Here is a 12,998-nt window from a genome sequence, read left to right as displayed (position 1 = left end):
GGCGGCGGTCATTTCGCGAGCCGAATTACTCGGCACCGCCCTGCTCGGCCTGCTTGGCACGAAGCGCCTCCGCGGTGCGGACGAACTTCGACGGGAGCGCCTGGAAGACCTGAGCAGCCTGGGTCTGCTTGCCCTTGAAGGCGCCCGCCAGCTTGGCGAGCAGAACCTCGCGGGACTCAAGGTCCGCAAGCTTCTTGATCTCGTCGGCGGACAGCGCCTTGCCGTCAAGGACACCGCCCTTGATGACGAGGTTCGGGTTGTCCTTGGCAAAGTCACGAAGACCCTTCGCCGACTCCACCGGGTCACCGGTGACGAAGGCGACCGCCGTCGGACCGTTGAACAGGTCGTCGAGCGTCGAGATCCCGGCCTCGTTGGCCGCAATCTTGGTCAGCGTGTTCTTCACCACGGCGTACTGGGCGTTCTCACCGAGCGAACGGCGCAGCGTCTTGAGCTGCGCCACGGTGAGACCCCGGTACTCGGTCAGCACGGCGGCGTTCGAGCTGCGGAACTGCTCCGCGAGCTCGGCCACCGCGGCAGCCTTGTCGGGCCTTGCCATGAGCGTCGGCCTCCTTCCGGGTGATGACGACCGCTCGGAAGGGGCTGGGGAAAACGAAACGCCCCGGCGCAAGCGCTCGGGGCGTAGCTCAACCGATTGTGCGCGGCGTGAGCAGCGAACTGTCGGGAGCGATTCCACGATCACCTGCGCGGGTCGTCCGCGGTTCAGCGGATCCTTCGGCCACCGCACCCTCCAGGAGCGCACGGCAACGACCAGCGGTCTTTGGCTTCTCAAGGAGAGTACGCGAACGGATCGCCGTCAAGCAAATCCGCCCGTACGGGGCTCAGCCGCGGGTCTCCTTCCGCGGCTTGCTCAGGTCCACGGTGTCGTCGCGGGCAGGTGCCCGGACCGTCACCGACTTGCCGAAGTCGAGGAAGGTGACGGTGAGATCGAGCTCACCGTGGGTGCCGAAGCCCTGGGTGCGGAGTCGCCTGACGCGGTCGTGACCGTCGATCCACACGTCCAGGGTGAGCTCGTCGACGCCCATCCTGTCGTACTGGTCGAGGCCCCTCTTCTCCTCGCCCTTCAGGGAGGCGCGGAGGTCGTCCAGGCCGGCCGTCCCCGTGTAGTGCGTGGTGGTGACGCCGTCGACGGTCTCCGTGCCTGCCCGCCGCACGTCGTCGGAGGCGGCCAGGAGGGCGGCGTCCCGGGCCGGGTTGCGTCCGACCTGTTCGCGTAGGCCGCCCACGTCCATCCGCAGACCGCCGGCCGCGGTGAACTCGGCGGAGCGGCCGAAGCCGGCCCAGTGTCTGCCGTGTACCTGCTGGGCCACGCCGTTCTCGGTCTGACTCTGGTACAACACCCCGTCGACCAGCCGCAGTTCGGCGACGGTTGGGTCATCGCCGCCCAGGGTGGACATCGTCAGACGCGCCACCGCCGGCCTGGTGCCGACCGATGCCTCGGCCTCGACCCGCCCCTGCTCCGGTATCCGGCCGCTGAGCCGGTAGTGCAGGGACGTGACGCCCTCTGTTTTCTTCGCGGCCCGTGCGACGGCCTGGGCCGCCGACGAGGCCGAGGCCCCCGCCGAACCGCCCACGCCGCTCCCGCAGCCGACCGCTCCGGCGGCGAGGAGCAGGGCAGCGCCCGCCGCTCCCGCCGCACGGCGCGGCATGTGTGCACGTACAAGAGATCTCATGGTGTCAGGACGTCGTTCCGGTCCCGCCCTGCTTCTTCAGCAGAGCCTTGAAGTCCTCGGTGTCGCTCGCCGCGGGCTCGGTGGCGGAGACCTTCACGCCGTAGTCGCTGTAGTACGCGGTCTGGGTGTACTCGCCGGCCGTCATCCGGCCCTTCTCCGTCTTCTTGACCAGGAGGTCCTGGCCGTCGACCCAGATGTCGACGGTCTCCGTGGTGACGCCGGCCTGGGTGAGCTGCTTCTTCAGGCCGGCGAGTTGGCTCGCGGTGAGGTTGGAGTTCTTGCCGGCGAGGTCGGCCACGTCCACCGTGCCCGAGTAGTGCGTGGTGTTCACGCCGCGCACCTTCTCGGTGCCGGCCTTCTTGACGTCCCCGGAGGCCAGCAGGAGCTTCACAGACTGGTTGGGCGTCGTGTTCTGCATCTGGTCCTTGAGGTAGGCGCCGGAGCTGCCGCCGAGTGCGGCCAGGTCGGCGTAGCCGTACCGGATCCAGTGTTTGCCGCCCGCCTGCTCGGCGAACTTCTCGCCCATCTTCGCGTAGTACGCGTCGGGCAGGTAGCGGGCCTCCATCGACGTGGTGCCGAGGCCGCGCATGGTGTCGGCCATGGTGCCGCCGGTGTAGGTGATGGTGAGGTTGCCGGTGAGGCCGTCGGCCCAGCCGAGGGCGCCGTCGGCCGTCATGGACATCAGGGAGCCCATGGTGGTCGTGGACTCGACCCTGGCGGAGTCTGCGCTGTCGGTGGACTTCTCGGCGGTGCGCAGAGCCGCTATGGGGCTGAGGTGCGTCACGGCCTTCCCGGCTGTCTTGTCGTCCTTGCCGTCCTTGCCCGAGTCCGAGGAGCTGCAGGCGGCCACGGCCGACAGCACGGTCAGTACCGCGATCGACAGGCTCACGCGGCGCACGGTCGTGCTCTTCATTGGTCCCCACCCCTATGCGATTGCTGTGCCCGCACGCTAACGCAGGGCACTGACATACGTCCGGGGAAAGGGACGAGCCCCGCACCTCGAAAGGTTGCGGGGCTCGCGTGCAAGAACGCGTACGCGCGACTGCCGTCGGGATCAGACGGCGGCCGGGTCCTCCTCGACGAGGAGGTTGCGGGTGCGGTTGGAGTCGACCGGAATGCCGGGGCCGATCGTGGTGCTGATCGCGGCCTTCTTGATGTAGCGACCCTTGGCGGCGGACGGCTTCAGACGGAGGATCTCGTCCAGCGCGGCGCCGTAGTTCTCCACCAGCTTGGTGTCGTCGAACGACACCTTGCCGATGATGAAGTGCAGGTTCGAGTGCTTGTCGACGCGGAACTCGATCTTGCCGCCCTTGATGTCGTTGACAGCCTTGGCGACGTCCGGGGTCACGGTGCCGGTCTTGGGGTTCGGCATCAGACCACGGGGACCGAGTACGCGGCCGAGGCGGCCGACCTTGCCCATGAGGTCCGGGGTGGCGACGACGGCGTCGAAGTCCAGACGGCCCTTCGCCACCTCGTCGATCAGTTCGTCGGAGCCGACGATGTCGGCGCCCGCGGCCTCTGCGGCCGCTGCACGGTCACCGGTCGCGAAGACCAGGACCCGGGCGGTCTTACCGGTGCCGTGCGGCAGGTTCACGGTGCCACGGACCATCTGGTCGGCCTTGCGCGGGTCGACACCCAGACGGAAGGCGACCTCGACGGTGCCGTCGAACTTGGTCGTGGAGGTCTCCTTGGCGAGACGGACGGCCTCGAGCGGGGCGTAGAGCTTGTCCCGGTCGATCTTGGCGTCCGCAGCGCGGAGAGACTTGCTGCGCTTGCTCACTACTGCTCCTGTGGATTCTTAGGAGTCGTGGTCCGGGCCGAGCAGGCCCTGCCACTTCTGCTGACGTGCGGGGAGGTTGGGGCTCAGCCCTCGACCGTGATGCCCATGGAACGGGCGGTGCCGGCGATGATCTTCGACGCGGCGTCCAGGTCGTTGGCGTTGAGGTCGGGGAGCTTGGTCGTGGCGATCTCGCGGACCTGCGCCTGGGTGATCTTGGCGACCTTGGTCTTGTGCGGCTCGCCGGAGCCCTTCTCCACACCCGCGGCCTTGAGGATCATCTTCGCGGCCGGCGGCGTCTTGGTGACGAAGGTGAAGGAACGGTCCTCGTAGACCGTGATCTCCACCGGGATCACCCAGCCACGCTGCGACTCGGTCGCGGCGTTGTACGCCTTGCAGAACTCCATGATGTTGACGCCGTGCTGACCCAGCGCGGGGCCGACCGGCGGAGCCGGGTTCGCCGCACCGGCGTTGATCTGGAGCTTGATGAGCCCCGTGACCTTCTTCTTCTTGGGAGGCATTACTCTCCGGGTCCTTTCGATTGAGGCGTGCCTGCGCCCGGGTCGCGTCCCGGATGAAGGCATACCGCACAACGATAACGGGTATAGGTGTGCGGCCAAAAACCGAGCAGGTCAGACCGGCTGTCGAGAGCCTGTCTGACCTGGTCGGAGGCGCGTGTTCCAGGAAGAACTAGTTCTTCTGGATCTGGTCGAACGACAGCTCGACCGGGGTCTCCCGACCGAAGATCTCCACCAGACCCTTGACCTTCTTCGAGTCGGGGTTGATCTCGTTGATGGTCGCCTGGAGCGTGGCGAACGGGCCGTCCGTGACCGTGACCGAGTCGCCGACCTCGAAGTCCAGCACCTGGACCTCGACCTTGCGCTGCGGGACGGGCTTGCCCTCGGCCTCGGCGGCCTCACGGGCTGCCTTCTCCTCGGCCTCCGGGGCGAGCATCTTGACGATCTCGTCCAGGGTCAGCGGGTAGGGGTCGTAGGCGTTGCCCACGAAGCCGGTGACGCCGGGGGTGTTGCGGACCACACCCCAGGACTCGTTCGTCAGGTCCATGCGGACGAGGACGTAGCCCGGGAGCTTGTTCTGCTTGATGGTCTTGCGGTCGCCGTTCTTGATCTGGACGACCTCTTCCTGCGGCACCTCGGCCTGGAAGATGTAGTCCTCGACGTTCAGCGAGACGGCGCGCTGCTCAAGGTTGGTCTTCACGCGGTTCTCGTAACCGGCGTACGTGTGGATGACGTACCACTCGCCGGGGAGGGAGCGAAGCTCCTCGCGGAGCGCCTGGACCGGGTCGACGGGCTCGGCCGGCTCGGGCTCCTCCTCGACGGCCTCGTCCACGACGGCCTCTTCGGCGGTCTCGTCCTCGGCGGTCTCGTCCTCGTCCACGACCTGCAGGGCGGCCTCCTCGGCCGGCTCCCCCGCCTCGGCCTCGGCAGCCTCGAACTCGTCCTGCTCGTCCGCGCCCTCGACGATGTCGAGTTCGTCGTCCACGGACTCGTCCGGCTCGATGGCGTCGTCGTTCAGGTTCGTGTCAGACACGGTGGCTGCTTCTTCCTGGATACATGGGGGTGGAACATGCGAAAGGGGCGCCGGGTACCTCGGCGCCCTTCGCTCTCTGCTCAGCCGAAGACGTACTTGGCCGCGTGACTGAGCCCATAGTCAATCACGGTCACCAGGCCGATCATGATGACGACGAAGACAATCACCACGGTGGTGTACGTCGACAGCTGATTCCGCGTAGGCCAGACGACCTTGCGGAGTTCGGCGATGACCTGACGATAGAAGAGGGCAAGCCTCTTGAACGGGCCCTTCTTGGCCCGCTTGCCGCCCTTGCGGGACTTCTTGGTCTCCCGCGCCTCGTCCTGGGCATCAGGCGTGTCGATGGAGCCCACGGCGTCCGCCATTCGTCCTCACCTGTTCCCGGGTCGTGGCCGTGCCGCGCCCGGTCTGAGCCGCACGGCGTTGCAATGCAGTACGTACATGCGCACACATCCTGGCGAAGGTGTGTGTAGCAGGGCCGGAGGGACTTGAACCCCCAACCGCCGGTTTTGGAGACCGGTGCTCTACCAATTGAGCTACGACCCTTTGTGTGTCCACCAACGTACCGCATCCGACCGAGTGCTCGGTGTGCACCGTCTGCGGCGCGGCTGCTGATGGCCAACGAGGTGAGAGTGTACGTGGTCCGAAGCGCCCCGTCGAACAGAAAGCGCCCGTAAGGGCATTGGGGAAGGAAGATCGCCGGAAAACCGACGGAAGATCACCCAGGCCGTGGGGTGAATCCGGATAGGTGTTCAGTGGCCGGCCCCAGGATGTTCAGTCCGTGAAACCCGTGTGCCGCGGACGTTTCCGGTCTGAAACGATGGGGGCATGAGCGCTGCAACCCCTCCCACCGAGCGCCGGGTCTCCGCCCGAGTCGGCGCGATCTCCGAGTCCGCCACTCTCGCCGTGGACGCCAAGGCCAAGGCCCTCAAGGCCGCTGGGCGGCCGGTGATCGGCTTCGGCGCCGGTGAACCGGACTTCCCGACTCCGGACTACATCGTCGAGGCCGCGGTCGAGGCCTGCAGGAACCCGAAGTACCACCGCTACACGCCGGCCGGCGGTCTGCCCGAACTGAAGGCCGCGATCGCCGCGAAGACGCTGCGCGATTCGGGCTACGAGCCGGACGTCTCGCAGATCCTGGTCACCAACGGCGGCAAGCAGGCCATCTACGAGGCCTTCGCCGCGATCCTCGACCCGGGCGACGAGGTCATCGTCCCGGCGCCCTACTGGACGACGTACCCGGAGTCGATCCGTCTGGCCGACGGTGTCCCGGTCGAGGTCGTAGCGGACGAGACGACCGGCTACCGCGTGAGCGTGGAGCAGTTGGAGGCCGCGCGCACGGAGAAGACGAAGGTCGTCCTCTTCGTCTCACCGTCCAACCCGACCGGCGCGGTGTACTCCGAGGCCGAGACCGAGGCCATCGGCCGCTGGGCCGTCGAGCACGGCCTGTGGGTGATGACCGACGAGATCTACGAGCACCTGGTCTACGGCGACGCGGTCTCCGTATCCCTTCCGGCGCTGCTGCCCGAGCTGCGCGACCGGTGCATCGTGGTCAACGGTGTGGCGAAGACGTACGCGATGACGGGCTGGCGTGTGGGCTGGGTCATCGGCCCGAAGGACGTGATCAAGGCCGCGACGAACCTGCAGTCGCACGCCACGTCGAACGTGTCGAACGTCGCCCAGGTGGCCGCCCTGGCCGCCGTCTCCGGCGACCTGGACGCCGTCGCCACGATGCGCGAGGCCTTCGACCGCCGCCGCAAGACCATCGTGCGGATGCTCAACGAGATCGACGGCATCGTCTGCCCCGAGCCCGAGGGCGCCTTCTACGCGTACCCGTCGGCGAAGGGCCTGCTCGGCAAGGAGATCCGCGGCAAGCGTCCGCAGGACACGGTCGAGCTGGCCGCGCTGATCCTGGAGGAGGCCGAGGTCGCGGTCGTCCCGGGCGAGGCCTTCGGCACGCCCGGCTATCTGCGGCTGTCGTACGCCCTGGGTGACGAGGATCTCGTCGAGGGCGTCAGCCGGATCCAGAAGCTGCTCGCGGAGGCGCAGGACTGACCTCGCCGCAGTCGGACGGGCCCCCTCGGGTGAGGGGGCCCGTTTTTTTGTGCGAGCAAGACCACGTACGGGGAATCCGCTACCGGGACGGCCGGGGCGTACGGCAGGATCCTGGAATGGAGCGTGTACGTGATGTCTCTGAGCTGCCGAAGGCCCATCTGCACCTGCACTTCACCGGGTCGATGCGGCCCACGACCGTGCTGGAGCTGGCCGACAAGTACGGGGTGCGACTGCCCGATGCGCTGACCGAGGCGCTGACCAGCGGGGAGCCGCCGAAGTTGCGGGCGACGGACGAGCGGGGCTGGTTCCGCTTCCAGCGGCTGTACGACGCCGCGCGCTCGTGCCTCAGAGAGCCCGAGGACATCCGGCGGCTGGTGCGGGAGGCCGCGGAGGAGGATGTGAAGGACGGTTCGGGGTGGCTGGAGATCCAGGTGGACCCGACGTCGTACGCGCCCCGGCTGGGTGGGCTGATCCCGGCGCTGGAGATCATCCTGGACGCGGTGGAGACCACGTCGCGCGAGACGGGGCTCGGGATGCGGGTCCTGGTCGCCGCGAACCGGATGAAGCACCCGCTGGACGCGCGCACGCTGGCCCGGCTGGCGGTGCGGTACGCGGACCGGGGTGTGGTCGGCTTCGGGCTCTCCAACGACGAACGCCGGGGCATGGCGAGGGACTTCGACCGGGCGTTCAACATCGCGCGCGAGGGCGGTCTGCTGTCCGCCCCGCACGGCGGCGAGCTGACCGGCCCGGCGTCGGTGCGGGACTGCCTCGACGACCTGGACGCGAACCGGATCGGGCACGGCGTGCGGGCGGCGGAGGACCCTCGCCTGCTGAAGCGCCTGGCGGACCGGGGTGTGACCTGCGAGGTGTGTCCCGCCTCGAACGTGGCCCTGGGGGTCTACGAGAAGCCCGAGGACGTCCCGCTGCGCACGCTGTTCGAGGCGGGGGTCCCGATGGCGCTCGGCGCCGACGACCCGCTGCTGTTCGGCTCGCGGCTGGCCGCCCAGTACGACATCGCCCGCCGCCATCACGCCTTCACGGACGAGGAGTTGGCGGAGCTGGCCCGCCAGTCGGTGCGTGCTTCGGCGGCACCGGAGGACGTTCGGGCGAAGCTGCTGGCGGGGGTGGACGACTGGCTGGCCTAGGTCAGTCGGCGATGCCGATCAGCAGGGTCCGTGTCAGGCGCGCGGCGAAATCGTCCACCGGCGGTCGTACGGCCTCCCTCGTCGCGTCGTAAGCGAACGCCCGCTGCGCGCAGGCGCCCAGTAGCAGTGACGCGGCCGCGAAGGTGTCCGCGTCGTGGCTGACCCGGCCGAGTTCCTGCTCGGCCCGCAGGTAGGTGTCCAGGCCCTGGATCGGCTTGTGCGGGCCCGTTCCCATCTGCCGCATCGCGTCGTCGTGGCGCCGCTTGAGCTGGGTCTCGGCGTACAGGGACGCGGCGATCGGGAAGCTCTCCTCGTAGAAGAGGGCGGCGTGGCGGGCGATCTCGGTCAGGTTCTCCTCCAGCGTGCCCTGTCCGGGCTCGGCGGCCAGCCTGCTCAGCAGCGGCGTCAACTGGGACAGCCGCTCCGAGAGAACCCGGATGAACAGCTCCTCCTTGCTCGCGAAGTACTTGTAGAGCGCGGCCTCGGAGCAGTCGGCCGCCCTGGCGATCTCCTTTGTGGTGGTGCGGGCCAGCCCGACGGTGAGCATCAGCTCGTGAGCGGCATCGAGGATGCGGACCCGGGCCGGCTTCGTTTCCATGGATCGTCCAATCAGGCTTGACGGGTGGGTGAGTGCCCACTCACTCTAGTGGGAAGAGGTGGTGAGTGAATACTCACCCACTGTCTAGAGGCACGGGAGTAGCCATGAAACTCACCGTTTTCGGCGCCACCGGCGGCATTGGCCGGGAGATCGTCCGCCAGGCCCTGGGCGCGGGCCACGAGGTGACGGCGGTCGTGCGGGACCCAGCACGGCTGTCCGTGACGGGCGATCGGCTGGAGGTGTTCCGGGACGACCTCGCCGATCCGGAGAAGGTCCGGCCCGCGGTGGCCGGCCGGGACGTCGTGCTGTCGGGGCTCGGCGCGCGCAGCCGCAAGGATGCGGGGGTGGCGACCCGGCTGACGCGCACGGTGCTGGGCGCCATGGAGGCGGAGGGGGTGCGGCGGCTGCTCGTGGTGAGCGCGGGCCCGGTCGGCCCGCCGCCCGAGGGGGACGGTCCGCTCGACCGCACGGCGCGCGCCGTCATCTCCGCGCTGCTCAAGGACGTCTACGCCGACCTGGGCGCCATGGAGGCCGAGCTGGCCGGCAGCGCGTCGGACTGGACGGTCGTACGGCCGCCGCGGCTGCAGGACAAGCCGGTGACGGGCGCCTACCGGACGGTGGTCGGCGGCTTTCCGGCCAGGGGCCGCTTCATCGGGCGCGCGGATGTGGCGCACGCGATGCTGGCGTTGGCGGGCGATCCGGGGACGGTGAAGCAGGGGGTGGGTGTGGCGTACTGAGGCGTGCCGAGGCGTTCCTGCGCCCGCCGTGCCGGCCCCCTGCCGGTCCCCGCAAGCCGCCCTCTACAGGCTGACGCCGACTGTCACCGGCTCGTTGACGAGTGTGATGCCGAAGGCCTCGCGGACGCCTGCGACGATCTCGCGGGCGAGTGCGAGCAGGTCCTCGGTGGTGGCCTCGCCCCGGTTGGTCAGGGCGAGGGTGTGCTTGGTGGAGATGCGGGCGGGCCCCGTGCCGTAGCCCTTGGTGAAGCCGGCCTTGTCGATCAGCCAGGCGGCGGAGGTCTTGGTGTGCCCCTCCCCCGCCGGGTACGCGGGCGGCTCCACGCCGTCGCCGAGCCGCTCCCGCACGCGCGCGTGGAACGCGGCGAACTGGGCGTCGGTGAGGATCGGGTTGGTGAAGAAGGAGCCGGCCGACCAGGTGTCGTGGTCCTCGGGGTCCAGGACCATGCCCTTGCCGGAGCGCAGCTCGATGACGGTCTCGCGGGCGGCGGCCAGCGGGACGCGGTCCCCGGGCTCGACGCCGAGGGCGCGGGCGGTCTCGGCGTACTTGACGGGCGCCGAGAGTCCGTCGGCGTCCTCCAGCTCGAAGCGGACGCGCAGGACGACGTACCGCTCGGGGTCGGCCTTGAAGCGGCTGTGCCGGTACGAGAACGCGCAGTCGGCGCTCGGGACGGTGACCGTCTCGCGCGTGTGCCGGTCGTAGGCGATCACTTCTGTGATGGTGGAGGAGACCTCCTGGCCATACGCCCCCACGTTCTGGATGGGGGTGGCGCCGGCCGAGCCCGGGATGCCGGCCAGGCATTCGATGCCGGCCAGACCGGCCTCCACGGTGTGGGCGACGGCGTCGGTCCACACCTCTCCGGCGGCCAGCTCCAGGCGGGTGCCGGTGAGGTCGAAGCCCTTGGTCGCGATGACCAGCGCGGTGCCCGCGAAGCCCTTGTCGCCGATGACCAGGTTCGAACCGCCGCCGATCAGCAGCAGCGGCGTCCCGGTGTCGTCGGCCTCGCGGACGGCGGCGATCACCTCGGCGTCGGTGGTCGCGGTGAGCAGCCGGGTCGCGGGACCGCCCAGCCGGAACGTGGTCAGCGGGGCGAGGGGAGCGTCGTGGAGTTCCTGCACGCGCTCAAGACTACGAGACGCCACTGACAGCCCCGGCAGCCATCGACCGACAGCCCGGCCACGCGCGCGTACGGCCCCGCCTGGGTGGACGGGGCCGTACGCGCGCGTGCTCAGGTCGGAGTGGGCTGCCCCTCCAGATCGAGAGGTCAGTGGGGCGCCGGATCTCGGTGTCGGTGGGACACCGGATCAAGGGGTCAGTGGGACGCCGTCTCCAGCGCGGGTGCCGGTGCCTCTTCGGCCGCCTTCACGGCCTCGGCCGCGCGCCGCCGGGTGGGAATCAGCAGGGCGGCCACCGCGGCGACCGCCACGACCGCGGAGCCCGTCACCAGCGCGGGCTGCAGGCCGTCGACGAAGGCCTGCGCGGACTCGTAGCCACCCTGTGCCGAAAAGATCGACGCCATGATCGCGATACCGAGTGCGCCGCCGACCTCGCGCAGTGCGTTGTTGGCGCCGGAGGCGATGCCCTGTTCCTTGGGCAGAACGCTGGACATGACCAGGTTGGCGGCGGGGGCGAAGTAGAGGGCCATGCCGATGCCGCTGATGATCAGGGCGGGCAGCTGGGCGGCGTAGGAGACGCCGGGTGCCACCACGGCGGCCATCCAGCCGAGGCCGGCGGCCTGCAGGAAGAGGCCGGTGGCGACGACGGGCCGGCCGCCGATGCGGTCGGACAGGATGCCGGCGATCGGGGCGACCAGCATCGGCATACCGGTCCAGGGCAGCATCCTGAGGCCCGCCTCGGTGGGCGAGTAGCCGAGGACACCCTGCATGAACTGGCTGAGCAGGAAGATCGAACCGAACATGCCGAGGAACATCAGCAGGCTGGCCGCGTTGATCCCGGCGAAGGCGCGGGAGCGGAACAGCCGCATCGGGAGCATGGGGTTCTTGGCGCGGACGCTATAGCCGACGAAGCCCACGAGGAGCGCGGCGCCGACGAACAGGCCGGTGAGCACCAGGGAGCTGGTCCAGCCGTCGGCCGGCCCGCGGACCAGGCCGTAGACGATCCCGAACAGGCCGCCGCTGGCGAGCAGGGTGCCGGGCACGTCCAGCGGGGCGCCGGTGCCGTACGACTCGGCCAGGCGCAGACGGGCGAGCGGCAGCAGGGCGATGCCCAGCGGGACGTTCAGCCAGAAGATCCAGTGCCAGGAGACGTGCTCGGTGAGGCTGCCGCCGATGAGCGGTCCGGAGGCCACGGCGAGCCCGTTGACGGCGCCCCAGATGCCGTACGCCATGCCGCGCTTGGCGGCGGGCACGGCCGCGGTCAGCAGGGTGAGTGTCAGCGGCATCATGATCGCCGCGCCGACGCCCTGGACCGCGCGGGCGGCGATCAGGGAGTTGATGCCGGTCGCCATGGCCGCGGCGGCGGAGGCACCGGTGAAGACGGTGAGGCCGACGAGGAAGAGCCGGCGGCGGCCGAACCGGTCGCCGAGCGCCGCACCGAACATCAGGAGGACTGCGAAGGTGAGTGTGTATGCACTCACCGTCCATTCCAGATCACCCAGCGCCCCGCCGAGGTCCTTGCGGATGGAGGGCAGGGCGGTGGTGACGACGAGGTTGTCCAGGGCCGCCATGAATCCGGCGACGCTGGTGATGACGAGGGCCCAGACGGTTCCCCCGCGACGTGCGGTCTGCTGTGACATCGCTCCCCCAGCGGGTGGTCGGTCGCACATATCGATGGACGTAGATTTAGTTATTGATCACTAACTTATGCGGACATGAAAAGGCAGTGGCGATGAGCAGTTGCGAACCCCGCTACTTCTCCAGACGGCCCTTGAGTCGCGCCTCCGGATAGACCCCTTCCCAGACTCGATGTCCGGGAGGGAATCCCATGGCCACCAGGCAATTGATGAGCATCCCGCACGCCATGAACCTCGTCGTCTCGTCGATATCAGCGCCGAGCGGCAGATGAACCGTGTCCCACAGTCGCATCCAGCCCGCCCGCACCTCCTCGCCGAGTTCGTGGTCGCCGGCCTGCTCGGCGGCGGCCACGGTGACGTACATCTGCATCTGCATCAGCAGCCGCTCGGGCTGCTCCGCGATCACCTGCGTGTACGCGTTCGCCATGGCAGTCCGGGCTTCTTCGCCCTCCAGCCCCTTGGCGGCGTCCTCGAACGTGCGGATCGTGTCCTCCACACAGCGCTGCGCCACCGCGAGGAACATCGCCTTCTTGCCCGGGAAGAGCCGGAAGAGATAGGGCTGCGAGACGCCGACCCTCTTGGCGATCGCCTCGGTCGACGTGCCGTAGTAACCACCGCGGGCGAACTCTGCGGTCGCCGCACGGATGACGCTCTCGCGCCTCTCCTCTGCGCTCATCCTGACCATGCAAGT

The 12,998-nt window shown here is 69.1% G+C and carries 14 protein-coding genes and 1 tRNA gene; 3 read left to right on the top strand and 12 right to left on the bottom strand.

Features of this window, described 5'->3' with window-relative positions; all coding sequences use genetic code 11:
• Positions 1–25: 25 nt before the first annotated feature.
• The 8 genes from rplJ to OG870_RS28020 form a co-directional block, all read right to left on the bottom strand.
• Entirely contained in the window at positions 26–556 is a 531-nt protein-coding gene (rplJ, locus tag OG870_RS28055) for a 50S ribosomal protein L10 (RefSeq protein WP_266519626.1), read from the bottom strand.
• A 283-nt stretch (positions 557–839) separates the two neighbouring features.
• Positions 840–1,667 (bottom strand): LppX_LprAFG lipoprotein, encoded by an 828-nt coding sequence (locus OG870_RS28050; protein ID WP_266589378.1) that lies wholly within the window; start codon positions 1,665–1,667, stop codon positions 840–842.
• A gap of 28 nt (positions 1,668–1,695) precedes the next feature.
• Positions 1,696–2,604 (bottom strand): hypothetical protein, encoded by a 909-nt coding sequence (locus OG870_RS28045; protein WP_266844361.1) that lies wholly within the window; start codon positions 2,602–2,604, stop codon positions 1,696–1,698.
• Positions 2,605–2,745: 141 nt separating this feature from the next.
• Positions 2,746–3,471 (bottom strand): 50S ribosomal protein L1, encoded by a 726-nt coding sequence (gene rplA / locus OG870_RS28040; protein ID WP_266519620.1) that lies wholly within the window; start codon positions 3,469–3,471, stop codon positions 2,746–2,748.
• A gap of 83 nt (positions 3,472–3,554) precedes the next feature.
• Positions 3,555–3,989, bottom strand: coding sequence for a 50S ribosomal protein L11 (gene rplK / locus OG870_RS28035; RefSeq protein WP_019072313.1), 435 nt, complete (start codon positions 3,987–3,989; stop codon positions 3,555–3,557).
• 169 nt (positions 3,990–4,158) lie between these two features.
• Positions 4,159–5,019, bottom strand: coding sequence for a transcription termination/antitermination protein NusG (nusG, locus tag OG870_RS28030; RefSeq protein WP_266519616.1), 861 nt, complete (start codon positions 5,017–5,019; stop codon positions 4,159–4,161).
• A gap of 80 nt (positions 5,020–5,099) precedes the next feature.
• On the bottom strand, positions 5,100–5,384 hold the full coding sequence (gene secE, locus OG870_RS28025; RefSeq protein WP_266519614.1) for a preprotein translocase subunit SecE: 285 nt from the start codon (positions 5,382–5,384) through the stop codon (positions 5,100–5,102).
• 108 nt (positions 5,385–5,492) lie between these two features.
• A tRNA-Trp gene (locus OG870_RS28020) sits at positions 5,493–5,565 on the bottom strand.
• Between the two features lie 282 nt (positions 5,566–5,847).
• Here OG870_RS28020 and OG870_RS28015 point away from each other — a divergent pair.
• Positions 5,848–7,074, top strand: coding sequence for a pyridoxal phosphate-dependent aminotransferase (locus tag OG870_RS28015; RefSeq protein WP_266519612.1), 1,227 nt, complete (start codon positions 5,848–5,850; stop codon positions 7,072–7,074).
• Between the two features lie 116 nt (positions 7,075–7,190).
• Complete coding sequence (locus OG870_RS28010; RefSeq protein WP_266519610.1) at positions 7,191–8,219, top strand: adenosine deaminase; 1,029 nt, start codon at positions 7,191–7,193, stop codon at positions 8,217–8,219.
• 1 nt (position 8,220) lies between these two features.
• Here OG870_RS28010 and OG870_RS28005 read toward each other — a convergent pair whose 3' ends face one another.
• Entirely contained in the window at positions 8,221–8,817 is a 597-nt protein-coding gene (locus tag OG870_RS28005; RefSeq protein ID WP_266519608.1) for a TetR/AcrR family transcriptional regulator, read from the bottom strand.
• A 104-nt stretch (positions 8,818–8,921) separates the two neighbouring features.
• On the opposite strand from OG870_RS28005, the gene OG870_RS28000 reads away from it, so the two are divergent.
• The gene (locus OG870_RS28000) at positions 8,922–9,554 is read left to right on the top strand and encodes an NAD(P)-dependent oxidoreductase (protein WP_266589374.1); all 633 of its coding nucleotides are present in this window, start codon (positions 8,922–8,924) and stop codon (positions 9,552–9,554) included.
• A gap of 63 nt (positions 9,555–9,617) precedes the next feature.
• Here the strand turns inward: OG870_RS28000 and OG870_RS27995 are convergent, their stop codons facing one another.
• The 3 genes from OG870_RS27995 to OG870_RS27985 all read right to left on the bottom strand — a co-directional run bounded on the left by OG870_RS27995 (position 9,618) and on the right by OG870_RS27985 (position 12,992).
• Positions 9,618–10,697, bottom strand: a complete 1,080-nt coding sequence (locus tag OG870_RS27995; RefSeq protein WP_266844368.1) for a UDP-N-acetylmuramate dehydrogenase — start codon at positions 10,695–10,697, stop codon at positions 9,618–9,620.
• 170 nt (positions 10,698–10,867) lie between these two features.
• On the bottom strand, positions 10,868–12,310 hold the full coding sequence (locus tag OG870_RS27990) for a DHA2 family efflux MFS transporter permease subunit (RefSeq protein WP_266519602.1): 1,443 nt from the start codon (positions 12,308–12,310) through the stop codon (positions 10,868–10,870).
• Positions 12,311–12,422: 112 nt separating this feature from the next.
• Positions 12,423–12,992, bottom strand: coding sequence for a TetR/AcrR family transcriptional regulator (locus tag OG870_RS27985; RefSeq protein ID WP_266844371.1), 570 nt, complete (start codon positions 12,990–12,992; stop codon positions 12,423–12,425).
• Between the last annotated feature and the right edge of the window lie 6 nt (positions 12,993–12,998).

It is taken from the genome of Streptomyces sp. NBC_00461 (genome assembly GCF_036013935.1).
Lineage (GTDB): Bacteria > Actinomycetota > Actinomycetes > Streptomycetales > Streptomycetaceae > Streptomyces.
The sequence above is the reverse complement of the archived record's forward strand: the minus strand, read 5'-3'. Positions and strand labels throughout refer to the sequence as shown.

Excerpts from the sequence above, each read along its gene's own strand:
- rplJ (WP_266519626.1), bottom strand. The coding sequence starts at position 556 with ATGGCAAGGCCCGACAAGGCTGCCGCGGTGGCCGAGCTCGCGGAGCAG.
- OG870_RS28050 (WP_266589378.1), bottom strand. The coding sequence starts at position 1,667 with ATGCCGCGCCGTGCGGCGGGAGCGGCGGGCGCTGCCCTGCTCCTCGCC.
- OG870_RS28045 (WP_266844361.1), bottom strand. The coding sequence starts at position 2,604 with ATGAAGAGCACGACCGTGCGCCGCGTGAGCCTGTCGATCGCGGTACTG.
- rplK (WP_019072313.1), bottom strand. The coding sequence starts at position 3,989 with ATGCCTCCCAAGAAGAAGAAGGTCACGGGGCTCATCAAGCTCCAGATC.
- secE (WP_266519614.1), bottom strand. The coding sequence starts at position 5,384 with ATGGCGGACGCCGTGGGCTCCATCGACACGCCTGATGCCCAGGACGAG.
- OG870_RS28015 (WP_266519612.1), top strand. The coding sequence starts at position 5,848 with ATGAGCGCTGCAACCCCTCCCACCGAGCGCCGGGTCTCCGCCCGAGTC.
- OG870_RS28010 (WP_266519610.1), top strand. The coding sequence starts at position 7,191 with ATGGAGCGTGTACGTGATGTCTCTGAGCTGCCGAAGGCCCATCTGCAC.
- OG870_RS28005 (WP_266519608.1), bottom strand. The coding sequence starts at position 8,817 with ATGGAAACGAAGCCGGCCCGGGTCCGCATCCTCGATGCCGCTCACGAG.
- OG870_RS28000 (WP_266589374.1), top strand. The coding sequence starts at position 8,922 with ATGAAACTCACCGTTTTCGGCGCCACCGGCGGCATTGGCCGGGAGATC.
- OG870_RS27990 (WP_266519602.1), bottom strand. The coding sequence starts at position 12,310 with ATGTCACAGCAGACCGCACGTCGCGGGGGAACCGTCTGGGCCCTCGTC.
- OG870_RS27985 (WP_266844371.1), bottom strand. The coding sequence starts at position 12,992 with ATGGTCAGGATGAGCGCAGAGGAGAGGCGCGAGAGCGTCATCCGTGCG.